Below are 25519 nucleotides of genomic sequence, written 5' to 3'. Positions count from 1 at the left end.
TCGTGACGCTTCACGGCACGCTTCACAGCACGCTTCACAGCACGCCAATCGGCAGCGGGGCAACCCTCACGCTGATTCGCGGCGCTGACCTCGTGGCGGCGCCGTGGAAGAACGGCGGCGGCGTCACCCGCGAAGTGGCGGCTTTTCCCGAAGGCGCGGGGCTCGATGCGTTCGTGTGGCGGGTGAGCGTTGCCGATGTCGCGCAAGCCGGGCCGTTCTCGCGCTTTGCCGGTATCGATCGCACGCTCGTGTTGTTGTCCGGTGCGGGCATGCTACTCGACGAAGCCGGCGGCGAGAAGACACACGCGTTGACGCAAGCGCTCGACATGGCGCGCTTCGCCGGCGAGGCGCACATCGACGCGCGCCTTGTCGACGGCGCGACGCGCGACTTCAACCTGATGGTGCGTCGCGATGCGGCGCAGGGTGAGGTGGAAGTATGGCGCGGCGCAGCGCAGCGCACGCTTTGCGCCGACGTGGTCCTGCTGTACTGCGCGCAAGGCGCCGTGCGGGTCACGCCGGGCGCCGCGCAACCGCTATCGCTCGAAACCGGCGACACGCTGCGCATCGACACTCCGAACGCGCTGTCATGCGTGGTAGAAGGCGAGGGCGCCTTGCTCGCCATCAGCATCCGCTACGCACAACGTTGACGACGATTCGTATGCACGCCCAGCTCCGTCACGGCGCGCGCATGCGAACCACCACAGACACGCAACAAGCTGCAAAGAGCACGCGATGAAGCAAACCGTCTGGCATCACCTGAAACTTTGCCCGCAGGGCGATCCCCAACACACGCTGCCGGATGCCGCGCTCGCCGTTGAAAACGGCACGATCGTGTGGCTCGGCGCGGCCCCCGATTTACCCGCCGAATACGCCGCATGGCCGCGCGAAGATCTGCACGGCGCGTGGGTCACGCCGGGTCTCGTCGATTGCCACACGCACCTCGTGTACGGCGGGCAGCGCGCGGACGAATTCGCGCAGCGCCTCGCGGGCGTCAGCTACGAAGAAATCGCGCGCCAGGGCGGCGGCATTGTCTCCACGGTGCGCGCCACGCGTGCCGCGGATGAAGCCTCGCTGCTGCGTCAGTCGGCCGCGCGGCTCGAACCCTTGCTTGCCGAAGGCGTGACGACGATCGAGATCAAGTCCGGTTATGGCCTCGATCTCGCCAGTGAGCGCAAGATGCTGCGCGTCGCGCGGAAATTGGGCGAGCGCTATCCGGTAACGGTCTACACGACGTTTCTCGGCGCGCATGCGTTGCCGCCCGAATTCGCCGGCCGCGCCGACGCGTATATCGACGAAGTCTGCAACACCATGCTGCCCGCGCTTGCCGGCGAGGGTCTCGTCGACGCCGTCGATGTGTTCTGCGAGCGCATCGGTTTTTCGCTGGAACAAAGCGAGCGCGTTTTCGAGGCGGCGGAGCGTTACAAGCTGCCCGTGAAAATGCATGCCGAGCAGCTGTCGAACGGCGGCGGCACGGCACTCGCGGCGCGCCACCATGCGCTGTCCGCCGATCACCTCGAATTTCTCGACGAAGCCGGCGTGGCTGCGATGAAAGAAGCCGGCACGGTGGCCGTGTTGCTGCCGGGCGCGTATTACTTCATCCGCGAGACGCAGTTGCCGCCGCTGGAATTGCTGCGGCGCCATGAGGTGCCGATTGCGATTTCGACCGACAGCAACCCCGGCACGTCGCCCGCCACCTCGCTGCTGCTGATGATGAACATGGCCACCACGCTGTTCCGCATGACCGTGCCCGAAGTGCTGCAAGGCGTGACTTCGCACGCGGCGCGCGCGCTCGGCAAGGCGGATCGGCACGGCTCGCTGCAGGCCGGACGAGCGGCCGACTTCGCGGTGTGGTCGGTCGATTCGCTGGCCGAGCTGGCTTACTGGATTGGACGTCCGTTGTGCGCGCAAGTCGTACGCGCGGGTGAAACCGTTTATAAGCGGCGCGAATTGAGCTAGGACCTGAGAGATGACACAAACGCAGACAGAACCGCAGACACAAACACAATCGAAACGATCGCTGTTCGCCGAGCATGCTTATCTGCCCGACGGTTGGCGTCGCAACGTGCTGCTGGAGTGGGACACGAACGGCACGTTGACAGCCGTCACGCCGGATGCGTCCGCGCCGCCCGCCGGTGTGCAGAAAGCCGTCGGTCCGGTATTGCCTGGCATGCCGAACCTTCATTCGCATGCGTTTCAGCGCGCAATGGCCGGTCTCACCGAATATCGCGCGGCGTCCGGCGCGGGCGCTACGGACAACTTCTGGAGCTGGCGCGACCTGATGTATCGCTTTGCCGCGCGCATCACGCCGGAAGGCCTGGCGAGCGTCGCGCAGTGGCTGTACATCGAAATGCTGAAGGCGGGTTATACGTCGGTATGCGAGTTTCACTACGTGCACCACACGCCTGAGGGCGGCCGCTATGCGAATCAGGCGGAACTCGCGCAACGTGTCGTGGATGCGGCATCGGCGAGCGGTATCGGCATGACGATGCTGCCGGTGCTGTATCAGTACGGCGGCTTCGGCTCGCGCGCGCCGCGTGACGATCAGCGGCGTTTCATCAACACGCCGGAGAGTCTGCTCGATCTGCTCGGCACGTTGCGCGCGGCACGCCCCGAAAGCGCCGCGTTGCGCTACGGCGTGGCGCCGCATTCGCTGCGCGCCGTATCCGCGGATTCATTGCGCGCGCTGCTCGGCGGCATCGACAGCACTGCGCCCGTTCATATCCATATTGCCGAGCAGACCGCTGAAGTCGACGCGTGCCTCGAAACCGAAGGCGCGCGTCCGGTGCAATGGCTGCTCGATCGTTTCGACGTAGACAGCCGCTGGTGCCTCGTGCATGCCACTCACGTCGACACGAACGAAACGCTGGCACTCGCGAAGAGTGGCGCGGTTGCCGGGCTGTGCCTGACGACCGAAGCCAACCTCGGTGACGGCATTTTTCCCGCGCAGGAATATCTCGACGCGCAAGGACGCATGGGCGTGGGCTCGGATAGCCATATCGGCGTCGACTGGCGCGCGGAACTGCGCTTGCTCGAATACGGCCAGCGTCTCACGCGCCGGCAGCGTAATGTGCTGGCGTCGGCGCAGACCACGCATGTCGCCGACCGTCTGTACGACGCCGCGCTCGAAGGCGGCGCGCGCGCGACGGGCCGCGCGGTTGGCGCCTTGCAGGCGGGTTGCCGTGCCGATTGGCTCGTGCTCGACGCGGATCATTCGAGCATTGCCGAGCATGCGCCGCACGCCTGGCTCTCGGGCGTTGTATTCTGCGAGCATGGCGAAACACCGATTCGCGACGTGTATGCAGGCGGCGACAAGGTCGTGGACAATCGTCGGCATCGCGATGAAGAGGGCGCGTACGCACGCTATCGTGTGGCGCTTGCGGACCTGCTCAAATAACGCGGCTGCCGGCGCGCCTTGCATGATCCGCTGAACTGATTCTTCGATCTTATCGATTCCGGACTGATATGACTGATTCGAACCCAACGCCGGTTTTCTCGCTGCATCAGGGAAGCCTGCCGCTCCTCATTTCGATTCCGCATCTGGGTACGCAGATCCCCGCCGACATCGCCGCGACGATGACGCCCGTCGCGCGGCGCACCGACGATTGCGACTGGCATCTGGACCGTCTCTACGCGTTCGCAAAACGCATGGGCGCGTCGATTCTTTCGCCGACCTACGCGCGTTACGTGATCGACCTGAACCGTCCGCCCGATGGCGCGAACCTCTATCCGGGGCAGGACACGACCGGTCTGCTGCCGGTCGATACCTTCGACAAGGAACCGTTGTATCCCGACGGCCAACTGCCGACTGAAGCTGAAGTCGCGCGCCGTCGCGAAGCGTACTGGAAGCCGTATCACGAGGCGTTGCAAGGAGAACTTGCAGCGCTGAAAGCGAAACACGGCAAGGTGCTGCTGTGGGAAGCGCATTCGATCCGCTCGCATGTGCCACGTTTCTTCGCAGGACGTCTGCCCGATTTCAACTTCGGCACGTCCAATGGCGCGAGCGCGGTGGCGGGATTGGCCGAAGAAATGGCTGCGCTCGTCGAGCGACATGACGGCGGCTATTCGGCTGTTGCCAATGGTCGCTTCAAGGGTGGGTATATCACGCGCGAGTATGGGCAGCCGTCGCAAGGCGTGCATGCATTGCAGCTCGAACTGTCGCAGATCACGTATATGGAAGAGCACATGCCGTATGCGTATGACGAAACGCTGGCTGCGAAAGTCGAGCCTTTGCTGGAAGCGCTCGTCGCGAAAGCGTTGGAGCTCGTCGAGGCGGCGTGACGCACGCGTTATCGCGCGGTCGTTTTATCTTTCCTTCCACTCGGTTCACGGTGCTGCGCAAGGTGCGCAAAGCCGTGTCCGCGTCGGCTGACACCGCAAAGGTGTAACAGCATGTGTCCGTGATTGCATGCTGCCGTTTTCGCGCAGAACGTATAGAGCGCGTCCAACCCGTTGCGCTGTCTTCTACCTGCCGGCGAAAAAAAGCCCCGCGAGTAGCGGGGCTTCACCACGTGCCGCGCCGGTTAGGGCATGGCAGCACCATTAATGGCAGCGCTTTTCCCAATGATGATGGACGTGCACCTTGTGGCATTCGCGGTGATGATGCTCATACGCTTGTGCGGGCGCGATGGCGCTCAGAGCGGCGACGGCAGCGGCGATGGTGAGAACAAACTTCTTCATTACAGAATCCTTAATTCGGTGTTGGGGTATTAGCGTTGAAGCACGGCGCGTGCCGCAACGGTTCGCAAGCATGCCACATTGCGCGTTCGGAGCGGAGGAACGCTGGACAAATGCATGGGTCAATTCACAACAATGAGCGCCGCGAGTCGCCGCGGGCGGTGACTGGCATACGACGGTGCGAAATCGCGCAGTGGCGTGTAAAAACGACAGATCGACGCGCATGGGATGTGATGCCGGGATTGCGCGTCATGGCGTGAAGCGGCTACCCTTTCAAAACGATGACGCGCGTAAGCGCGTGATCTTCACATCGGGCAAAAAAATGGAAGACCCAGCGATGGAAGATTCCGACGAATTGCTGCTCCCGGTCTGGCGAGCGAACCTGGTGCTGTTGACCCGCGAGGTCGGTGCGGCGTCGCGCCTCGCGCGCATGATGACCTTCTCCGCGAGCTATCTGAAGCTGATGTTGTCCGGTCAGCGCGAATTCAGCGAGGAATTCGTGCGCGGGATCGAAGCGGTCACCGGATTGCCGGCTGGCTGGATGAACGCACCGCACACCGAGCATGACATACCGCCCAATGCGCGCGAGGCGATCGATAACGAACAGCCGCTCGCGCGGTTTCGCGGCACGGCGCATCCCGTGCGAAAGAAGACGGTGCTGCGGCCGCCCGAGCCGATTTTCGGCCAGCCGGGGCCGGCCAAACGTGTCGAAGAAGAAATTCTCGACGCCGAAACGCATCGGCGTCAGGCACACTTTCGCAAAGTGCGTGACGTGGCGATTCAGGAAGTGCGGCGTTTCGAGCGGCATCTGAGCCATGCACCGGTGGAACTGGCGTCCATGCGCGCCAAGGTGGAAGACGTGATCGCCGCCGCCGATCTCGACGATCCGATTCAGGCTGACCTCGCGGGACGGCTGGAGCAGATCGAAAAACATCGCCATCTTCTGCTCAGGCACGTGGAGCGGTTGCAGGCTTTACTTGGGCAACTCGGCGAAACGGAGTGATGCCGCGCGCGAGGAGGTGGCGTAGCAACGTCGCCGGCATGGCGTTCTTTCTCAGGCTGGCCTTCGGGTTGGCGCTGGGTGTGTGTCCGCTGTCCATCGCGTTCGCCGACGATAGCGCGTCCACCGCATCCGGCGACGATCGCGCGCCCTCCACGATCGAGCGCGACGTTCATCTCTTCACGATCCAGAAAGACGGCTCCGTCGAGGAGCACGACGACACGGTCTTGCGCGCCAACACGACGAGCGGCGTCGACGATATCGCGCAACGCTACGTGTGGTTCAACAAGGACATCGAGCAGGTGCAGTTGCTGGCCGCCGAGACCATCGACGCGGGCGGCGTCGCGCGTCCGGTCGGTCCCGAGGCGATTCGCGACGTGCAGGAGCCACGCTCCGCAGGCGCGCCGAGTTTCGAGGACGGCGTGTTGCGCACGGTGATCTTCCCGGGCGTGGAACCTGGCTCGCGCGTGCATCTGGCGTTTCGTAAGACCCGCACGAAGCCGTTGCAGGCGGGCACCTTCGCGTACCTGGTAGAGCCGACTCGCGACCCCATCGAACTTCAACGCCTGATTTTCGACCTGCCCGCCGACGTGCCGCTTTATGCCGACGCGCGCGGCTACGTTGCCGTGCCGCCAGTCACGAAAAATGGCCGTACCCGCTACGAGTTCGACTATCAACACGGGCCGTATGCGCCGCTCGAAGCGGGCGCGGTGGGCTACGCGAACTGGGGCGACCGGTTGATGGTATCGACGGTGCCGGACTTCGCGAGTTTTGCCGCGCGATATCGCGGGCCCGCGGTCGACGCGACGATGAGCGACCCGGCGATTGTCCGCCTCGCGCAAGCGCTGAGCGCCGGCACCGCCGACCCACGCGTGAAGGCACAGTTGCTGTACGACTGGATGCGCCTGAATATCCGCTACGTGGCCTTGTTTCTCGGCGAGACAGCGGCGATCCCGCACAAGGCGATCGATATCCTGCGCAATCGCTATGGCGATTGCAAGGATCACGTCGCGCTCTATGGCGCGTTGCTGGCCGCGCTCGGCATCCGCAGCGAAGCGGTGCTCCTCAATCTCGGGCCGTACTACAGTTTGCCGGACGTGCCCGGCTACGGCGCAAGCGCGATCAATCACGCGATTATCTGGATTCCTGAGTTGTCGTTGTTCGCGGATACGACAGCCGGCGGCACGGCGTTCGGTTATCTGCCGCCGAGCGTGATGGACAGGCCGGTGTTGCTGGTGGGCGAGGGCGTCCTGTCTCGCACGCCGGCCACTCAATTGCGCGAACGCAATGCGCGCGTGCAGATCGACGTCGATGAAAGCGGGGCGGCGCACTACGCTTACCGCGTGGAAGACACGGGTTTCACCGCGGAGATCGAACGCAACACATTTCGTCGCGCGACGCGGCAACGCACGCAGCAGGTCGCCGCGAACCGTTTATTGCAGACGGGTTTGCACGGCACCGCGCAATTGCGCACAGCGGATCTCACCACGACGACGGGACCGTTTGCGACATCGATGCAAGGGAACGTGGAGCACTTCGTCTGGACCGAGGGCACGACGGCAATACCCGCTTTGACGAGTTTCGCGGGCGGCATGGGTTCGCAGGTGCAGGCGTGGCTTGCGGAGCCTGCGAGGACTCAGCCGTGGGCGTGCATTGGCGGAGAGTTCGACGAGACGCTGGAAATGACGCTGCCGCGCTTCGTGCGAGTGACGGATTTGCCGGCGGACACAGCGGTGCAAGACCGGTTTCTGACGTTTTCATCCAGCTACGTTTTCGATCCCGTGTCGCGCCTCTTGCAGGTCAGGCGGCACCTGCGCGCCGCCTTTGGACATCAGATGTGTTCCGCCAATGAATTCGCCGAAATGCACGACGACCTGGTGAAAATCGAGCGGGATCTCGATGCCGGCCTGGTGGTCAAGGTCGCCGATTCGAAGAACCGGTAGCGATGGCGCCGGCACGGGGGCAAAAAGCGGGACACCGCCCCGAAACCCGTGCCGGAACCTATCTTAGCTTCCGCTCTTCGTTACGATCGGCACCCAGGCCCCACTCTTGACCTGGTACAGCGTCGACGCGCCGCTCTTCAGCGCGCCAGTGCCATCGAAGGAAATCTTGCCGGTCACGCCTTCGAAATCGATCGCCTTCAGCACGGGCCGGTAGTCGTTCGGCGAGCTGGATTTGGCCTGCTGCATGGCCTTGATCGCGGCCCATGCGCCGTCATAGCCGAACGGTGCGTAGGACAGGATATCCACGCCGAAACGCTTCTTGAACTTCGCCGAGAAATCCTTGCCGCCTGGCAGTTGCGCGAGGGGGCGTCCGTATTCCCAGGCCATCACGCCTTCAGCCGAATCGCCGGCGAGCTTGATGAAGTCCTGATCCATCACGCCGCCGCCGCCCACCAACTGCGCGGTCATGTTCAACTGCTTCATGCGCTTCGCAAAGCCGGCGGCCTGCGTGTCCAGTCCGCCGAAGAAAATCAGATCGGCGTTGGTCGATTTGAGCTTGGTGATCTGCGTGCTGAAATCGACCGCTTTATTGTCGGTGTACTCACGCGCGACAATGCTGCCGCCGTGCGCTTTCACTGCTTTCTCGAACTCGTCGGCCTCGCCCTGGCCGAACGCGGTCCGGTCGTCGATGATCGCGATGCGTTTGGCCTTGGTCACTTCCACGGCATACACGCCTGCGTTGCCGGCGTTTTGCGCGTCGGTGGAAATCACCATGAAGGTGTTCGCGAAGCCGCGTCCCGTGATGACCGGATTCGTGGCGGCCGGGTCGATCACCGGAATGCCGGACTGCTCGTAGATCTGCGAGGCCGGAATTGTCGTGCCGGAGTTGAAGTGGCCCACCACGACGGAAACGCCCGAGTCGACCAGCTTCTGGGCGGCCTGCACGCCGATGCGCGGGTCGGCCTGGTCATCTTGAGAGACGATCTGGAATTGCGCGACCTTGTCGCCGATCTTGATCTTCTGCGCGTTGGCTTCCTCGATCGCGAGCCGGACGCCGTTCTCCAGGTCCTTGCCGTAGCCGGCGTTGGCGCCCGTCAGCGGCGCGGCAAAACCGATCTTCACCGGCAGATCATCGGCGAACGTGGCCGGCGGCGCGACGGCGAAGATAGCGCCAACTAACAGGGCGAGCGGTTTCAGCGTGTTGCGAAGACTCATGGTCTCTCCTTCCATCGACAGTTTCAGGTTGTGAAAGCGGCAAGGCAGTAACGCTGGATCGACGCGCGAGCGTGGACGTCTCACGGCGCGCATCGAGAGACTACGGATGATCCGGCGCCATAAACAATAGTGGAATACGCCCAGAGGACGCCCCCTTCGAGGCGCCTGAAGGAAGTCCCTTAGGGGGCTTCCCGAACCCATTCCTTTTGCCGGCGCACAGTCGCGTTCATCCGTGCGTCAATCTGGCCCGAATATAGAAAGCCAATTTACTGTCGTCTTGGCAGTTCAAGGCGTTTTGAATGAGCATTTCGGCACAGCGGGCACAGCGCATTCGCTGATAGCGTGTGGATGCCGTCGCGAGGGTGCGGATTGCGGCACATGCTTAAGAGACCGGCGCGAATGCGCCGGCCGGGTGTCCGCGGCGCAGCGGCGGGAATGAACCCGCAGGCATGCGCCGCAGAGAGTGTGTCTTCCGAACTAAAGCGGGACGCTCAATGCTCGCCCTGCTGGCGCAACAACTCTTCACGCAGACGCAGAAGCGGCGCCTTGGTGTCGTCGTCGGCCCATGTGTCGAGATCGTCGATTGCGCGCTGGCAACCGTCGAGCACGAGGTCGAGGTCCACCGGCACGCCGTTGTTCAGCGCGAATTCGATGGTCTCGGCGAATTGCTGGCATTCGTCTTCGCCGTAGGAGATGTCGAGATTGTCGGCGATCACTTCGGCGATGTTGCTGCGCGCCTTGTCGTCCGCCGTGACCATATCGACGATGCCGCGCGCCACGGCCGGCGAATAGTAGAGCGCAATGTCGAGCCATTGCGCGGGATCGAAGTCGGCCTGGTCGAACTGATTCTCGAAGAACTCGATCGCTTCCTGTTCGTGTGCTTCGTCAGCGTCGACGCTGATGCACAACTGCTCAAAATATTCTTCCCGCTCGCTGCGGATATAACCGTCCATCGATGCCTCGTCTGCTGAATGCCGGATGCCTGAAAATGCGACGCGGGCGGGCAGGTGCCTCGTCCACGCGGCACGCATTATAGGACGGGTGGCCGAGGCCGAGCCCAACGAGCCGCGTCGCGTTCCGCGCACGACACGTCAAACGGGTGACTCACGCTACTTACGCCGTCTCCGCCACCCACGCATCGAACCACTCGCGCGGCTGCGCGATTTCATTCTGCGCGGCCACCAGTTCGAGTTCGTAACGCCCGGCCTGCCAGGTCGCCTTCACCACCGCATTCACGGCGGCGAGCGTGTGCTCGAAGGCGGCGCGGATCGAATCGCCGAGCAGCGTACGCGCGACGAACACCGCGCTCGTCAGATCGCCCACGCCCACCGGCTGCCGTGCGAACGGATAGAGCGGGCGCTGTCCCATCCACGCTTCGCGTTCAGTGACGACCAGCATGTTGAAGCGGTCGGCGAGGCTGTTGCGATCGAGCAGGTGTTTGACCAGGATCAGCTTCGGCCCGCGAGCGATGATCTCGCGGCATGCGGTGACGGCTTCTTCCAGCGTCTCGATCTCGCGGCCCACCAGACGTTGCAGTTCGGTGTGGTTCGGCGCCATCGCGTCGGCGAACTCGGGCATGGTGCGCACGAGAAACTCCTGGATGCCCGGCTCGACCTTGCAGCCGCTCGCGGCACCCATCACCGGATCGCAGAAGTACCACGCGCGAGGATTGGCGGCCTTCACGGACTTGACGATTTCCAGCACCGACTGGGCCTGCTCGGGCGTGCCCAGATAGCCGGACAGCACGGCGTCGCAACGCGGCAGCATGCCGATCGCGCCGATGCCGTCGACCAGATCCTCCATTTCCGAGGCGTCGATCGCGCCACCGGTCCAATGTCCGTATTGCGTGTGGTTGGAAAACTGTACTGTGTTGAGCGGCCAGACATTGACGCCGAGCCGACGCATCGGAAACACGGCCGCGCTGTTGCCGGCGTGTCCGAAGACGACATGTGACTGGATGCTCAGAACGTTTTTCGTCATGGTATGGCCCGCGCGAACGGATAGGCGCGATCAAAGAAAACGGGAAGGTTGCGCCGCGGTGGCGATCCGTCGGGTGCGGGACGCCTCATGCGGCAGGACTGCTTCAGATGATGCGGGAAATCGGCATACTGTGCATCGTCAGGCAACAATACATGAGTTTGCCGCGCGCGAGTTGATCCGTCCCCGTGTTGTTGCGTCGAACCATCAAACGCGCGGGCGGCGAGGGCGGCCGTGAGCCAAACTCAAGCGAACCTCAAGCCAACCTCAAGCCAACCTCAAGCCAACCTCAAGCCCTCACACGAGCTCACGATACAGCGCCAGATAGCGCTCCGCCGAGGCGCCCCAGCCGAAGTCCTGGCGCATTGCGCGCCGCTGCGTCGCTTTCCATTCGGTGCGGCGTCCATACAGGGCGAACGCGCGGCGGATCGCGGCGCCGATCCCCTTCAGCTCGAAGCGTTCGAACACGAAGCCGGTGGCGAGGTCGTCGGCGAGATTTTCGAGGGAGGCGTCCACCACCGTGTCCGCCAGGCCGCCTACGCAATGCACGAGCGGCAGCGAGCCATAAGCCAGCGCATACAGCTGGGTCAGCCCGCAAGGCTCGAAGCGCGATGGCACCGCGATCACATCGCTGCCCGCGACGATGGTGTGCGCGAGCGTCTCGTCGAATCCCAGTTCCACCGCCACCGATTCCGGATGCGCCTGCGCGGCCCGCTTCAAGCCGTTTTCCAACGCCGGGTCGCCGGTGCCGAAGACGACCAGTTGCCCGCCGTGCCGGATAATTTCAGGCACTGCCTCGAGCAGCAGATCGAGGCCTTTCTGTTCGGTCAGGCGGCTCACCACGCCGAACAGCAATGCGTCGCTTTTCTGCGCAAGGCCGAAGCGCTTTTGCAGCGCCTCCTTGCAGGTCAGTTTGCCGGCGAGGCGCGTGGCGCTGTAATGGTTTTCGAGCAGCGCGTCGCTGGCGGGATTCCAGACTGAGTAGTCGACGCCGTTCAGAATGCCGCTCAGATCGTGCGAGCGATGGCGCAGCAGCGCGTCCAGTCCGCCGCCCTGGGCGAGCGTCTGGATTTCGCGCGCGTAGGTCGGGCTGACCGTGGTGATGCGGTCGCTGTAGTAGAGGCCTGCCTTGAGAAACGACAGTTGCCCGTAAAACTCCACGCCGTGCATGCTGAAGTAATCGGCGGGCAGCCCTAATTGACCGAACTGATGAGCGGGAAACACGCCTTGATAGGCGAGGTTGTGCACCGTGAAGACGCTGCGCGCGAAAGATCGGCCGTGCTGGCGCTCCGCCGCTTTCAGATAGGCGGGTGCGAGCCCCGCATGCCAGTCGTGCGCGTGGACGATCTGCGGTGACCACGTGGGGTCCAACTGCTGGGCGAGCTGCGCGGCGACCCAGCCGAGCAGCGCGAAACGCTGGGCGTTGTCGCCGTAGGGCACGTGCTCGTCATTGAGATAGGGATTGCCGGGACGGTCGTACAGCGTGTCCGCGCGGATCACGTAGACGACCAGGCCGTTCGACGCCAGCGTGCCCCGCTCGAGCGTGACGCCCGGTGCGTCGAACCGGCGGCCCAGTTGCGCGACCGGCGCGAGATCGGCCAAACCGGCGAGCACTGCCGGGAAGCCGGGCAACAGCACCCGCACGTCCGCGCCGCGCTCGATCAGCGCGGGCGGCAACGCGCCCGCGACGTCGGCGAGACCGCCCGTTTTGAGGAGGGGATACAGCTCGCTTGCGACGTGCAGGGCGCGAATCGTCATAGGCTCCGTCTCTATCCTGTGTAAATGCGGGTTGAGTCTGACACCGGCACCGGCCTTACTTCACCGTCTGCCGTAACGCTTCCGGCGTGACCAGCACGACGCCGTCGTCGGTTCGGTAAAAGCGCTCGGCGTCGCTTACCGGATCTTCGCCGATCACCGTGCCGTCCGGTATGGCGCAGCCGCGGTCTATCACCACTTTCTGCAATCGGCAACTCGCGCCGACGGTGACCTGCGGCAACAAGACTGCCTCATTGATGTTACAGAATGAACTCACTTTCACATTCGACGAGAGCACCGAGCGCGAAATCTGCGAGCCCGAGATCACACAGCCGCCGCACACGATCAGATTGTTGCCCGAGCCTTGCAGCCCCTTCAGGTCGCGCACGAACTTGGCGGGCGGCAACTGCTCCTGGTAAGTCCAGATCGGCCAGGTGCGATCGTAGAGATCGAGTGTCGGGATGGTGGAGGCGAGGTCGAGATTGGCGGCCCAGTAGGCGTCGATCGTGCCGACGTCGCGCCAGTACGGTTCCACGTTCGGGTCCGACGACACGCACGACATGCTGAACGGATGCGCGATCGCCGTGCCTTGCGTGACCACGCGCGGCAGGATGTCCTTGCCGAAGTCGTGATCGGTGTCGATGGAGGAAATGTTCTCTTCAAGCAGTGAATACAGGTAATCCGCGCTGAACACGTAGATGCCCATACTGGCGAGCGCCGTGTCCGGGCGGCCCGGAATGGCCGGCGGGTCGGCGGGCTTTTCCACGAAGCCGGTCACCCGGCGGTTTTCGTCGACGTGCATCACGCCGAACGCCACGGCGTCCATGCGCGGCACCTCGATGCAGCCGACCGTGCAATCCGCGCCGCTCTCCGCGTGGTCGGCGATCATGCGCGTGTAGTCCATCTTGTAGATGTGGTCGCCCGCCAGCACCACCACGTATTTCGGCCGGATCGAACGGATGATGTCGAGGTTCTGGAACACCGCGTCCGCGGTGCCGCGATACCAGTGCGCGCCTTCCACCCGTTGTTGCGCGGGCCACAGGTCGATGAACTCGCCGAATTCGCCGCGCAGAAAGCTCCAGCCGCGCTGCAGATGGCGCAACAGCGAGTGCGCCTTGTACTGCGTGACGACCGCGATGCGCCGAATGCCGGAGTTCAGGCAGTTGGAGAGGGCGAAGTCGATGATCCGGTACTTGCCGCCGAAGTGCACGGCCGGCTTGACGCGTTTGTTGGTAAGCGGGCCGAGCCGCGTGCCCCGTCCGCCCGCGAGGACGATGGCGAGGGTGGTGCGCTGCAGATCGTTCAGCCGTGCCGGAGTATCCATGTCTGTCTCCTTTGTCGACCGGGCCTGGCGCTTTGCAGGGGACCCGGGTGCGCGCTTGCGCGCGAACGCTGGTCGACAGCTAAAGCACCTGCTCCGGTCCCATGCAAGATGGTTGCTGGTTAGTATGCCCCGGATGCTTGGGTCGCTTGCTCCCCCGATGATTCGTGCTGCCAGGCGGCTCCGTCTTCGCGGGCCCGTCTGCTAGTTCTAGCACTGATTTGCCGTGGGCGAATAGTCTGAATTGTGCCGACGCCGCTCACGCGCCCACCTTGCGCACGATCGCCCCTTGCATCCCGGCGATCCGTGCGCCACGACACATAGAGCGCAAGGTGAGCCGTCGCAATATGCGTGCCACGCCCGCCCGAGGCGCCATGAGCTCGCGCTGGCGGCGGCAGGGTCGGGCGGGGCGTCGTAGAATCGTCCGCTCCCGGCTGCGGGTTCGGGCGCTGGCTTGGCCGTGCGCCTGCCTCGCAGGCTCCCCGTTGCTTTTCCTTTGTAAAAACCCTCGATGAGTTTTCGCCGCCTTTCCTTGCTCGCCACCGTAGGCGTTTGCACGCTAGCTTGCGCCTGCGCGTCCGCCGTTTTCGCTGCTTCTGACGCCACGCCGGCGAACGCCGCCACCGCGCAGACCACGGACAGTCAGGCCAGTGCGGCCGCTGTGGTCGCCACTAACGCCACTAACGCCACCAACGCCACTAATGCCGGCAGCACCGGCGGCGATGCCGGGCCGGCTTACGGCCCCGAGTTGCAGGGCTTCGACTACCCGGCGCCCGTCGGCCAGTACGACTTCACCTCGCAAGGGTTGGCGCTGCACATGGCCTACATGGACATCAAACCGGCGCATGCGAATGGCCGCACAGCGGTGTTGCTGCACGGCAAGAACTTCTGCGCGGCGACGTGGGAGGCGACCATTCATCAACTGAGCGACGCGGGTTATCGCGTCATCGCGCCGGACCAGATCGGCTTTTGCAAATCGAGCAAGCCCGAGCACTATCAGTACAGCTTTCAACAGCTCGCGCGGAACACGCACGCGCTGCTGCAATCGCTCGGCGTGACCGACGCGACCGTCATCGGGCACTCCACGGGCGGCATGCTGGCGATCCGCTACGCGCTGATGTATCCGCACGAGACGCAGCAACTGGTACTGGTCAATCCGATCGGTCTGGAGGACTGGAAGGCGAAGGGCGTGCCCTCGCTCTCCGTGGACCAATGGTATGAGCGCGAGCTGAAGACGACCGCCGACGGCATTCGCCGCTACGAGCAGTCCACCTATTACGCCGGGCAGTGGCGCGCGGATTACGAGCCGTGGGTGCAGATGCTGGCGGGCATGTACCGCGGTCCTGGCAAACAGATCGTGGCGTGGAATTCCGCGCTGCTGTACGACATGATTTGCACGCAGCCGGTGGTGTACGAGTTGGGACAATTGAGCATGCCGACGCTGTTGCTGATCGGCCAGAAGGACACCACCGCGATCGGCAAGGACGCGGCGCCACCCGAGGTGCGGGCGAAGATCGGCCATTATCCTGAGCTGGGTAAGGCGGCAGCGAAGGCGATTCCGCACGCGACGCTAGTCGAATTCGCGGAGTTGGGGCACGCGCCGCAGATGCAGGACCCGAAGGCGTTTCACAGGGCCTTGCTGGCGGGGCTGGCGGCGGTGCCGACGAATCGGTAGGCATCCAAACGGCTTTCCGTGCCGTCACGGTGCTCCTAAGTCGCGGCGGTCCGCTCGATCAGGGTTTGGCTGAGTATACCGGCGTATCTCCGTCACCACCGGACGGTCCGGCCGCGATAATCGAGATATTCCAGGCCCGGACGGCCCTGCTTGGCCAGCAGTACATTGACGACCCCGGGCACGCTTTCCTCGATCGACAGTCTTCCCTCCGGTCCACCCAGGTCGGTGCGCACCCAGCCCGGTGCCATTAGCAGCATGGCGCGGGGCGTTCGAGCCTGGCGCGCAGCAAAGCAGCGCATGAACTGATTCAGCGCCGCCTTGCTGCCGCGATAGACCTCTCGCTGACCGGACTCGTTGTCCGCGATGCTGCCTTGCCCGGACGACATGACCCCGATCAGTCCGGTGGGCGGGACAAGATCGGCAAGGCGCTCCACCACCCGCATCGGGCTGAGTGCATTGGCAACCATGAGGTTGACGAAATCCCCGGTCGATACCTCGCCGATGGTTTCGGTTGGATCCGGATTGGTCGTGCCGGCGTTGACGAACAGAATGTCGAACGTCCGGTCGGACAAGCGCGAGTGCAGGGCGTCGATCTCATCCGGCCGGGTGATGTCCAGCGTCTCGATCTCGACCCTGTCCGGATGCGCATCGGCCAGGGCGTGCAGCAGGGTCCGGCCGCTGCCGGCGCGGACGGTGCCCATGACGTTCCATTCCTTCTTCAGAAACTCGGCCGCCATCGCATGGCCAAGGCCGCGCGAGGCGCCGATGAGCAGAATCGTGGGACTGTGAGCCGGGTCGCGTGCTTGGGGCATGAGCTTTCCTTCTTCGTCGGGTGATGCAGTGAATTCTGGGGGATCGCTCCACCTTTGCACCAGACGCTCCGCCTACAATCCACGATTGCGTCAAACGCCATACCTGACCAGCTTCGGCTATGCTGGAGGGATGTCACGCGTCGACCTCAACCTCCTGACCGCGCTGGATGCGCTGCTGACCGAGCGCAGCATTACGGGCGCGGCGCGGCGACTGAACCTGAGCGTCTCCGCCATGAGTCGCACGCTCACGCGTCTGCGTGCGGCCACGGGCGACCGCCTGCTGCTGCAGGCCGGCCGCACGCTGGTGCTCACACCTTACGCGGAGCAGTTGAGCCAGCGTCTTCCCGGCCTGGCCCGCGAAGCGCAGGCTTTACTGAGCCCCGCCGACCATACATTCGAAGTCGCCACCCTGGAGCAAAGCTTCACGCTGCGAGCGGGGGAAGGCTTCATCGATCTGCTCGGCGCACCCTTGATGAAGAGGATCCACCGCACAGCGCCTGGCGTGCGGCTTTGCTTCACGCCCAAGCCTGACTGGGACGCGCAGCCACTACGCGAAGGCACGGTTGATCTCGAGATCGGCACTGTCAGGACCACGGCCCCCGAGATCCGTACACGCCTGCTCTTTCGCGACCGATACGTGGGCGTGTGCCGACTCGGCCATCCCAACATGAGCGGCACCGGCATCAGTGCGGAGCACTGGACTACGTGCGGCCATGTGGCGACCTCGCGTATCAAAGATGGAGTCAGCCCGGTGGACGCGGCCTTGGAGGCACCGGGCCTGCGCCGGAAGGTGGTGATGGTGGTGCCGTCCTATACGAGTGCCATGCAACTAGCCCGCCACTCGGACCTGCTCGCCGTCATTCCGCATTCCTGCCTCGGCAACCCGTTCACGCCTGATCATGCCGCCGCAAACGGGCTTCAGGGCTTCGAACTGCCTGTGCTGACACCCGCTTTCGACGTCTCGGCGATCTGGCATCCGCGCCTCGACCGGGATCCGGCCCATCGGTGGCTGCGCGCTGAGGTGCTCGACTTGTGCCTGGTGGCGTATCCGCGAGAGCCGAACGCGGCAGACTCGCTGCAATCCATTCGCTAGTACTGTTGCACGCTTCGCGGCTGTGCGTCATTCGCTCGTTGTGATTGGCGACGCGACAGTTCCGTATGGCGCTCTCCCGTCAATGCGCATAGGTGGCCGTGTTCTGTTTTCCGACTCCAGAACCTCAACCTCATTCACGCCGACTTCAGCAGTGGTTCGCGGTCGATGCAATCCACGAGGAACGCCATGACAGCCTTGATAGCTCGCGCGCGTCGCAGGTCGGGGTAGGTTACCAGCCACAGTGCTGCTTCCGGAGGCCCGGCTTCGACGTCGAGCCTGACGAGTTCAGCGTCGCGTTCGCCGAGCAACGTTGGCAAAACGGCGACGCCAACACCGTTGCGTGCGGCCATCTGCTGGGCGATCACATCGCTTGTTTCGAAAACGATTGGCCTGCCATCCACAAATCGTCGCAGCCATGTTTGATGCTTCACGTGATTCAGCGACGCATCGTAAGCTATGAATGACCACTGCGCGGCGGGCCGGCTCGCATAGGCACGGCTCGCATACAAGCCAAAGCGAATCATGCCGATCCGGCGCGTCAAAAGGCTCGGCTCTTCTGGCTTCACCATGCGAATCGCTATATCCGCGATGCCCCGGTCGAGTGCTGCGATGTCTGGCGTGTTCGCCATGACAATCTTCAAAGACGGATGCGCCTCGTGAAATGTCTGCATGTACTGCGCGACGCAAAAGTTGCCGACTGTGGGCGGAACGCTTATCCGCACCACGCCAGACAATGCCGACTTCGCCCGTAGCGCAAACGACTCGATGGCCTGTGCGCTTTCGGAGATCGTGGCGGCAAGCTCGGCGACGACCAGTCCATCTTCGGTCAACCGAATGCTTCGGGGTAGCCGATGAACGAGCTTCAATCCAAGTGTCGCTTCCAGTGACGCAATGCGACGCCCGACCGTTGCGTGTTCAACCGACAGCTCAGTCGCTGCCTTGGAGAGCGACCCGGCGCGCGCGAGCTCATGAAAGTAGCGCAGATCTTGCCAGTCGAACATGGTGAATTTTTTCCCAGAGGCTGTGAACGAACAGGGAATACCGCTGCGGCAGCGGATGAGTCTAATCTAGTTCGCAGACAGGTACCCCGCGAAGATTCGGATCACTCTGGAGAATGACGTGCTGTATGAACTGACTACCCTTTCGTCTCACATCCTCAAAGTGCCTCAGGTCATTGCGAACGCGCAGACATACCTCCATCAGCGTGTAGCGCTCGGCCGTTGGCTTGGCACCTGGACCTCGGAAAACGGAACGCTCGGAAGCGTGCGCATGCTGCGAAGATTCGAAGACGCGGAGGAACTCGCACGTGAGAGAAGGCGCGCGCTGCATCACGACGACCCTTTCGGGGCAGCCACGAGCGAGTGCGCAATCGAGATGGAAAGCTACGCCGCCTTTCCTTTTCTTCCCCCGGTAGAGCCGGGGGCCTTCGGCAAATACTATGAGTTTCGGACTTACTGGTTGCGGCCGGGTGGACTCGTGCCGACGATGAAAGCATGGGAATCCGCAATGCCCGAACGTTCGAAGCGCTCGCGCTTAACGGTCAACATGTACGCGCTCGATGGCGCGCCACGCATCACTCATATCTGGCCTTGGGAGAGTCTGGACGAGCGCATTGCGATTCGCGCCAAGTCGTACGCCGATGGTATCTGGCCACCGAAAGGTGGCCCGGAGCAATTTTCCGAAGCGACCTCGACGATCTGGATACCTGCAAACAATTCTCCGCTCCGATGAGTTTGACTATACGAGGAGCGCTTGGGACGATGTTTGGACAGAGCAGCGGCGCCGCGCAACCGGACTTCGCCGGCAGGCAGCCCTTAAATCACCAAGGGTTTATACCTATTCCGGCAACTGTCAATTGTTCTGCGAGAGCTTAATCACAAGCCGCCTCCGGCCTAGACTGAAAGCACTGAAACGCAAACGGGTGTTTGCGGAAAATCAAGTCTTGGAGGTAAGGATCATGAAACTTGTTCAATCACTGGTTGTGGCCGCCGCTCTCGCTATTCCGGCTGTATCGTCTTTCGCTCAATCGAATGAAGCGGCTCCGCCGGTCAATTCTCTGTCGGGAACCCATCAACATCTGCATTCGCTCCGTAACGATGTTTCTCGCTTGGGGCACAAAATCCAAGGCTCAATTCGTCCGGATGCAAACCATGGGATGAAGCCGATTTACTTCGGTTCGTAAATCACCGGTGTCGAATGCTGCAGGCCACTGTTGTCGTTCTTGCTTTAGGCCGTGAGCATTCTGTAGTTGCAATGGATCGAAGCGCGCAGGTCAATCTGCGCGTTTTTTGCTTTTTCGAGAACCCTCCTACTGTGCCTGCATTAGCCGCGAGCGATGTCTGCTTCGGGGTCGACTTCTATCGACCGCCTCGGGCAGTGACCGGTCATCGACAGCCGTTGGGCCGCGTCTTCATACGGACGTTCGAATGGCGCCTTCGCTGGGTTAACGAACCTTTGCACGTCGAAGTTGTCCGGCGCGTCGTAGAACGGCCAGCGGGCCGATCATCAAGGGGCGCGCGATCCGGGGCGCACCTTCGATCGCCCACCCTCAGCCGGCCAGCGACTCAAGATCAGCGCTACATATCTAACGGCCTTGAAGGTAAATTACCTCCCGAACCTGGTTTTGGTCAGCTTCACGCCGCCGTGACGGAAGCCTTCGATCTCACCACCGCGTGGAAACGGGAGTGAGTACCCTTATTCTGTACAGCGAAGGTTGATGCACGCTGACGCTCACATTACATTGATGTTACGTGCGCTTCGCCTTCAGGAATGACAGGGCGGCCCAGGAAGCAATCGTTCAGGTTTCGAGGGACGAAGCGCTGCAACGGGGCGACATGGGCCGGTTGCAAAAGGCCGCGCTCGGGCAGAGACGACCGGTCACTGACGCTCGTACAGGCGGCGCAATGACCGGATACTGGCGGAAGATTCAGCGTTTTTGGAGGGCTGTGTCGCCCGTGCGTGTCACTGTGCTGACGCTGCTTGCAATGGTCGCGTTTGCAGCGAATTCGTTGCTATGCCGGCTGGCCCTCAAGGGCACCGGTATCGATGCAGCGAGTTTTACGTCGATCCGTATCGCGTCGGGCGCCCTCGCGCTCTCGATGATAGTGCGGCTCCGGGGCGGCAGGCTGGGCGGCGCCGGAAGTCAGAGCGCGGTGGACGAGAAGAATACTAAGAACGGAGGCAGTTTGCGGACGGTCGAATACCGCTTTTCCACCATCTGGCGCATCGACGCGCCAGTGGAGGAAGTTTGGGCGGCAATCCAGGATTCTGCGCGCTGGCCTGAGTGGTGGCGTAGCGTCGAGCGCGTGGAACAGATTCAAGCAGGCTCCGATCAGGGCGTGGGCCTTGTACAACGCTATACATGGAAAGGCCGCTTGCCGTATCGCCTCGTGTTCGATATGCGGGTGACGCGCGTCGACCCATTAGTCGCGCTGGAGGGAAAAGCCAGTGGCGACGTCGACGGCGCCGGCAGGTGGAGCTTTTCGACCGACGGACGCAACCATACGAAGGTCCGCTATGACTGGTGTGTGCGCACGAACCGCGCGTGGATGAATGCATTGGCACCGTTGTTGCGGCCCGCTTTTCAATGGAACCACGACGCCGTGATGCGCGAAGGCGGCGCAGCGCTAGCGCGGAGGCTGGACGCACGGCTGCTTGGTATCGAACATGGATGAAGCCAGCGCGGCGCAGACTGAATGCGCTGCGCCGTTTCGCCTTTACCTCGATGGCGTCTCCTGGCATCGATGCAAATGATGTGCTTCAGACGGTCGGGCGGAACGGAATCTGAAGCTGGGCGCCGCCAGATGACGATCGACCCATCGGTCGCTGTTCGGCCAGCAGCAGCCCCTCGCCGTTGCCATTGCCGTTATGCGGGCATTCACACGAGCGTTTCACATCTGACACCCGATGCTCACGCTACATCCGTGCGACGCCTTTACCTACCGGCCGCCAACTCCTCACGCACTTGCGCGCCGATCTCGAATGAACGCAGCCGCGCCTTGTGATCGTAGATCTGCGCGGTGAGCATCAACTCGTCCGCACCGGTTTGATCGATGATCGACTTCAACGCTTCGCGCACCGTATCGCGATCGCCCAGTGCCGTGCAGGCGAGCGAGTGCGCCACGTTATTCAATTCCATCTCCGAGGCCTCGAGCCGCTCGACCGGCGGCTGCAACTGACCCGGCGTGCCGCGCCGCAGATTGATGAACTGCTGCTGCAGCGAGGTGAAAAGACGCTGCGCTTCTTCGTTGGTATCGGCGGCGAACAGATTGACGCCGACCATCGCATACGGTTTCTCCAGCGCCGCCGACGGACGGAATTGCGCGCGATACACCTGCAGCGCGGTCAGCATGTAATCCGGCGCGAAATGCGACGCGAACGCGAACGGCAGGCCGAGCGCCGCGGCGAGTTGAGCGCTGAAGAGCGACGAGCCGAGCAGCCACAGCGGCACGTTCAGCCCCGCGCCCGGCACCGCGCGAATGCGCTGGCCCGGCACGGGGTCGGCGAAATAACGCTGCAATTCGACCACATCGTCAGGGAACGAGTCCGCGCTGTTTTGCAGATCGCGGCGTAGCGCGCGAGCGGTGCTCTGATCGGTGCCGGGCGCGCGGCCGAGGCCCAGATCGATCCGGCCGGGGTACAGCGAGGCAAGCGTGCCGAACTGTTCCGCGATGACGAGCGGCGCATGGTTCGGCAGCATGATGCCGCCCGAGCCGACGCGAATTTTTTTGGTGCCGCCCGCCACGTAGCCGATCACCACTGAGGTCGCCGCACTGGCAATGCCTGTCATGTTGTGATGTTCCGCCAGCCAGAAACGCTGGTAGTTCCAGTTTTCCGCATGCTGGGCGAGGTCGAGCGTATTCCTGAACGCGTCCGCCGGCGTGGCGCCCGCGGTAACCGGCGAGAGGTCGAGGACCGAGAAGGGGATCATTGTCTGTTCACTTGTTGTTTCCGGCGCTTTCGCGCGATGGGGCATTCTCGCAAAGGTTCCGCTTTTCTGCTGACGGTGCCGCGATGTCCACATTCACGAAAGGGGGTTTGCTCGCGCGCGGCGCCGGGCAGGCGAGATGCGTCGATCGAAGCCCGCACCGTTACATGCAAATCCGATATAGATATGGCCGATCAATATTTAACATGCGCATGCCGCGCTGCTACCTTAAACGCCTCGAAGCGAACCATGCATCCGGCCAGCCGCGTCACCGTCCCGCCGGGCAGCAACCATTCAGGGAGACACCCACGTGTCCATCGAATTCATCGGCATGATCCAGACCCGCAAGGTGTCCGAAACGCACGCGGCGCAAGGACCGGTCGTCGACATCGACTATGTCGAACAGTTTGCGCGCGCGCATGAGGCCGCCGGCTTCGACCGCGTTCTCGTGCCGCATCATTCCACGAGTCCCGATGCGCTGTTGACGGTCGCGCACGCGGCGAGCGTGACCAGCAAGGTGCACTTCATGCTCGCGCATCGGCCGGGTTTTGTCGCGCCAACGCTCGCCGCGCGTCAGCTGGCGACGCTCGACCACTATTCGGGCGGCCGGCTCGCGGTTCACATCATCTCGGGTGGCGACGACGCCGAGCAGCGCCGCGATGGCGACTTCCTGTCGCACGACGAACGCTACGCCCGCACCGACGAGTACCTGCATATCCTGCGGCGCATCTGGACCGAGGCCAAACCCTTCGATCACAACGGCCAGTACTACCGCTTCGAGCAGGGCTTCTCCGAAGTGAAGCCTGTGCAGCAGCCGCATATTCCAGTGTATTTCGGCGGCGCGTCGGCGCCCGCGCTCGAAATCGCCGGCCGTCACGCGGATGTCTATGCGCTATGGGGTGAGTCCAAGGCGCAGGTGCGCGAGCAGGTCGCGCGAGTGCGCGCGGAAGCCGCGAAGCACGGCCGCACGGTGCGCTTCTCCGTTTCGTTCCGGCCGATTCTCGCGGCCACGGAAGCGGCGGCCTGGGAGCGCGCGGAACACATCCTCGAAGAAACAAGGCGGCTGCGCGCGGCGCAGGGGATCGGCCGGGGCGGTCCGGCGCAAAGCGAAGGAGCGCGGCGGCTACTTGCGGCATCGGGCGACTCGGATCGTGTGGACGAGCGCTTGTGGACCGGCGTCGCGAAGGAAATCGGCGGCCGCTCGAATTCGACGGCTCTCGTCGGCACGCCGGAACAGGTGGCCGATACGCTCGCCGAGTATTACGCGCTCGGTGTGTCGACGTTCCTCGTGCGCGGCTTCGATCCGTTGGAAGACGCCATCGACTACGGCCGTGAACTGATTCCCGCCACGCGTGAACGGATTGCGCGCGACGAGCGCGTGGCGGCGTGAACGGAGGCGCGATGACCGATCTTTCTCTCACCGGTGTCACCAATACCGCCGAGGAGCCGCCGGCAATCCAGCGTCACGCGCCGCTGCGCAAATTCTGGTTCGACGAGACTCCGCCGCGCGAGAGCCTTGCAGCGGAACGCCGCCACCGGCAGGAGCGGCTCGCCGTCGCGTTCCGACTGTTTGCGCGCTACGGTTTCGATCAGGGGCTGGCAGGCCACATTACCGCGCGTGATCCGGAGTGGCCTGATCACTTCTGGGTCAACCCGTTCGGCAAGCATTTCAGCCGCATTCGTGTGTCGGATCTGCTGCTCGTGAACGCCGAGGGCGAGATCGTGGTCGGCGAGGGTCCGGTGAATCAGGCCGCGTTCGCGATTCACGCGGCGATTCACGAAGCGCGCCCCGACGTGGTCTCGGCGGCCCACACGCATTCGCTGTATGGCAAGGCGTGGTCGTCGCTCGGCCGCACGCTCGATCCGCTGACGCAGGACTCGTGCGCGTTCTATCAGGACCACGCGTTGTTCGACGATTTTCGTGGCGTCGTGCTCGATACCGATGAGGGCGCGCGCATTGCCGCCGCGCTCGGCGAGCGCAAAGCGGTGATCCTGAAGAATCACGGCATTCTCACGGCCGGTCCGAGCGTGGAAGCCGCGGCGTGGTGGTATATCGCGCTCGACAACGCGTGCCACGCGCAACTGCTCGCTGAAGCCGCGGGCACGCCGCAAGCGATTCCACACGACATCGCCACGCTCACGCATGAGCAGGTCGGCCGCGCGGGCGGCGCGCTGTTCGCGTTCCAGAGCCTGCTGGAAGGACTGGTCGAGCACGAACCCGAGGTGCTCACCTGAACCTTTCGCGATGCGCGCTCGCAGCATGTCTGCGGCACTGGCAAAGGGCTGAAATGATCAGACTACTTGATGTCGATTTTTTGCGTCACGACCCACACGACGGGATCGGACATTGAGCACTCTGCCGAACTGGCTTCGCTTGACGTGATGACCTCAATTGCGTGTCCGGTTTGTTCGTAAAAGGTGATGTCGTAGACATCGCGCCAAAGGTCTTTGCCGATTTTTTCCGAGGCGATCCGCACTGCCTTGGTTTTCGAGTCGTCAATTTTGACCGGATCCGTGATACCGACGTTTTTCAGAATGAGCGGCGTTATATTTTTTGGCCAACTCGCGCATTGCGAAGGCGAGCCGGCGAAACACAGGGCAGGGGCCGTCAGCATGGCCACAATGGCGGCGGCCCTCACAGGGTCACCGCGATCGTATGGTCGCCGCTTTCCCAGATGCACCGGCGCGTGACGATATTGACGATCACGCAGCCGTCGGACGCAGCGCCCGGATGAGCGGTGCTGTCGCCGTGAACCATGAAGCCTGAGCGGCGGTAGGTAACAGTGCCAGGTAAAGGTGTGAGTCGGTGTGAGTCGCATTGCGTAAGGACCGGCATGTGGATGAGGAAATGGCGCGCCGATCGTCCAGGTTCCTCGCGCAATGGGTCCGATCATGGCCTCGTTTTGTCGCGACGGGTTATTTTTTCCTCGCCCGCGCCCGCTATATCCGACTCCGGCAAGAGTGCCGTCGTGCTCGATTCGACCGGTGTTCTGACGGTAGATCCAAGGCATTCGTTCACCTCATTGGCATGTAAGGATCGAGATATTACTGACTCCGGTGTCTCAAAATCGAATTGGTATGCAGGTTGGGAATAAACATGTGTCGCTCATTTGTTTGAGCAATTTCC

Annotated in this window: 23 protein-coding genes; 13 read left to right on the top strand and 10 right to left on the bottom strand. The window is 63.2% G+C overall.

The annotated features are described in order from the left end of the window. Positions 1-2: 2 nt before the first annotated feature. The 4 genes from P0D70_RS23495 to hutG all read left to right on the top strand — a co-directional run bounded on the left by P0D70_RS23495 (position 3) and on the right by hutG (position 4278). Positions 3-647: a HutD/Ves family protein gene (locus tag P0D70_RS23495; RefSeq protein WP_408186213.1), complete on the top strand. Its 645-nt coding sequence runs from the start codon at positions 3-5 to the stop codon at positions 645-647. A gap of 85 nt (positions 648-732) precedes the next feature. Further along, complete coding sequence (hutI, locus tag P0D70_RS23490; protein WP_408186212.1) at positions 733-1956, top strand: imidazolonepropionase; 1224 nt, start codon at positions 733-735, stop codon at positions 1954-1956. A gap of 10 nt (positions 1957-1966) precedes the next feature. After that, positions 1967-3394: a formimidoylglutamate deiminase gene (locus tag P0D70_RS23485; RefSeq protein WP_408186211.1), complete on the top strand. Its 1428-nt coding sequence runs from the start codon at positions 1967-1969 to the stop codon at positions 3392-3394. A 68-nt stretch (positions 3395-3462) separates the two neighbouring features. Beyond that, positions 3463-4278, top strand: coding sequence for an N-formylglutamate deformylase (gene hutG, locus P0D70_RS23480; RefSeq protein ID WP_408186210.1), 816 nt, complete (start codon positions 3463-3465; stop codon positions 4276-4278). A gap of 261 nt (positions 4279-4539) precedes the next feature. On the opposite strand, the gene P0D70_RS23475 is transcribed toward hutG, so the two are convergent. Continuing rightward, positions 4540-4677, bottom strand: coding sequence for a hypothetical protein (locus P0D70_RS23475; RefSeq protein ID WP_177204991.1), 138 nt, complete (start codon positions 4675-4677; stop codon positions 4540-4542). Positions 4678-5011: 334 nt separating this feature from the next. Between P0D70_RS23475 and P0D70_RS23470 the strand changes: the two genes are divergently transcribed. Further along, complete coding sequence (locus tag P0D70_RS23470; RefSeq protein WP_408186209.1) at positions 5012-5677, top strand: hypothetical protein; 666 nt, start codon at positions 5012-5014, stop codon at positions 5675-5677. 38 nt (positions 5678-5715) lie between these two features. After that, entirely contained in the window at positions 5716-7617 is a 1902-nt protein-coding gene (locus P0D70_RS23465; RefSeq protein ID WP_408186208.1) for a DUF3857 domain-containing transglutaminase family protein, read from the top strand. Between the two features lie 63 nt (positions 7618-7680). On the opposite strand, the gene P0D70_RS23460 is transcribed toward P0D70_RS23465, so the two are convergent. The 5 genes from P0D70_RS23460 to glgC form a co-directional block, all read right to left on the bottom strand. Beyond that, positions 7681-8832 carry a branched-chain amino acid ABC transporter substrate-binding protein gene (locus tag P0D70_RS23460; protein WP_091795092.1) on the bottom strand — a complete coding sequence of 384 codons (1152 nt, stop codon included), beginning with the start codon at positions 8830-8832 and terminating at the stop codon, positions 7681-7683. Positions 8833-9323: 491 nt separating this feature from the next. Beyond that, a complete protein-coding gene (locus P0D70_RS23455) occupies positions 9324-9785 on the bottom strand; it encodes a hypothetical protein (RefSeq protein WP_091795089.1) in 462 nt (153 codons plus the stop codon). A gap of 160 nt (positions 9786-9945) precedes the next feature. Continuing rightward, entirely contained in the window at positions 9946-10812 is an 867-nt protein-coding gene (gene pdxY, locus P0D70_RS23450; protein WP_091795086.1) for a pyridoxal kinase PdxY, read from the bottom strand. A gap of 294 nt (positions 10813-11106) precedes the next feature. Next, a complete protein-coding gene (gene glgA, locus P0D70_RS23445; protein ID WP_408186207.1) occupies positions 11107-12567 on the bottom strand; it encodes a glycogen synthase GlgA in 1461 nt (486 codons plus the stop codon). Between the two features lie 55 nt (positions 12568-12622). After that, complete coding sequence (gene glgC / locus P0D70_RS23440) at positions 12623-13888, bottom strand: glucose-1-phosphate adenylyltransferase (protein ID WP_091795080.1); 1266 nt, start codon at positions 13886-13888, stop codon at positions 12623-12625. 508 nt (positions 13889-14396) lie between these two features. On the opposite strand from glgC, the gene P0D70_RS23435 reads away from it, so the two are divergent. Beyond that, positions 14397-15560 (top strand): alpha/beta fold hydrolase, encoded by a 1164-nt coding sequence (locus tag P0D70_RS23435; protein ID WP_408186206.1) that lies wholly within the window; start codon positions 14397-14399, stop codon positions 15558-15560. A 92-nt stretch (positions 15561-15652) separates the two neighbouring features. On the opposite strand, the gene P0D70_RS23430 is transcribed toward P0D70_RS23435, so the two are convergent. Next, positions 15653-16372 carry an SDR family NAD(P)-dependent oxidoreductase gene (locus tag P0D70_RS23430; protein WP_408186205.1) on the bottom strand — a complete coding sequence of 240 codons (720 nt, stop codon included), beginning with the start codon at positions 16370-16372 and terminating at the stop codon, positions 15653-15655. A 130-nt stretch (positions 16373-16502) separates the two neighbouring features. Between P0D70_RS23430 and P0D70_RS23425 the strand changes: the two genes are divergently transcribed. After that, positions 16503-17465, top strand: a complete 963-nt coding sequence (locus P0D70_RS23425; RefSeq protein WP_408186204.1) for a LysR family transcriptional regulator — start codon at positions 16503-16505, stop codon at positions 17463-17465. Positions 17466-17599: 134 nt separating this feature from the next. Here P0D70_RS23425 and P0D70_RS23420 read toward each other — a convergent pair whose 3' ends face one another. After that, on the bottom strand, positions 17600-18466 hold the full coding sequence (locus P0D70_RS23420; RefSeq protein WP_408186203.1) for a LysR family transcriptional regulator: 867 nt from the start codon (positions 18464-18466) through the stop codon (positions 17600-17602). A 118-nt stretch (positions 18467-18584) separates the two neighbouring features. On the opposite strand from P0D70_RS23420, the gene P0D70_RS23415 reads away from it, so the two are divergent. The 3 genes from P0D70_RS23415 (at position 18585) to P0D70_RS23405 (ending at position 21139) form a co-directional block, all read left to right on the top strand. Further along, positions 18585-19196 (top strand): NIPSNAP family protein, encoded by a 612-nt coding sequence (locus P0D70_RS23415; protein ID WP_091795067.1) that lies wholly within the window; start codon positions 18585-18587, stop codon positions 19194-19196. 226 nt (positions 19197-19422) lie between these two features. Continuing rightward, entirely contained in the window at positions 19423-19647 is a 225-nt protein-coding gene (locus tag P0D70_RS23410) for a hypothetical protein (protein WP_408186202.1), read from the top strand. A gap of 1003 nt (positions 19648-20650) precedes the next feature. After that, positions 20651-21139: an SRPBCC family protein gene (locus tag P0D70_RS23405; RefSeq protein ID WP_408186224.1), complete on the top strand. Its 489-nt coding sequence runs from the start codon at positions 20651-20653 to the stop codon at positions 21137-21139. A gap of 260 nt (positions 21140-21399) precedes the next feature. Here the strand turns inward: P0D70_RS23405 and P0D70_RS23400 are convergent, their stop codons facing one another. Further along, positions 21400-22395 (bottom strand): LLM class flavin-dependent oxidoreductase, encoded by a 996-nt coding sequence (locus P0D70_RS23400; RefSeq protein ID WP_408186201.1) that lies wholly within the window; start codon positions 22393-22395, stop codon positions 21400-21402. Positions 22396-22702: 307 nt separating this feature from the next. Here P0D70_RS23400 and P0D70_RS23395 point away from each other — a divergent pair, with 307 nt between their 5' ends. Both P0D70_RS23395 and P0D70_RS23390 read left to right on the top strand, forming a co-directional pair. Then, the gene (locus P0D70_RS23395; protein WP_408186200.1) at positions 22703-23782 is read left to right on the top strand and encodes an LLM class flavin-dependent oxidoreductase; all 1080 of its coding nucleotides are present in this window, start codon (positions 22703-22705) and stop codon (positions 23780-23782) included. 11 nt (positions 23783-23793) lie between these two features. Next, on the top strand, positions 23794-24627 hold the full coding sequence (locus P0D70_RS23390) for a class II aldolase/adducin family protein (RefSeq protein WP_408186199.1): 834 nt from the start codon (positions 23794-23796) through the stop codon (positions 24625-24627). Between the two features lie 62 nt (positions 24628-24689). On the opposite strand, the gene P0D70_RS23385 is transcribed toward P0D70_RS23390, so the two are convergent. Next, positions 24690-25403 carry a hypothetical protein gene (locus P0D70_RS23385; protein WP_408186198.1) on the bottom strand — a complete coding sequence of 238 codons (714 nt, stop codon included), beginning with the start codon at positions 25401-25403 and terminating at the stop codon, positions 24690-24692. Between the last annotated feature and the right edge of the window lie 116 nt (positions 25404-25519).

It is taken from the genome of Paraburkholderia sp. RL17-381-BIF-C, from assembly GCF_046026435.1.
Classification (GTDB): Bacteria; Pseudomonadota; Gammaproteobacteria; order Burkholderiales; family Burkholderiaceae; genus Paraburkholderia.
Note: the sequence above shows the minus strand (reverse complement) of the source record. Positions and strands in the feature narration are given on the sequence as shown.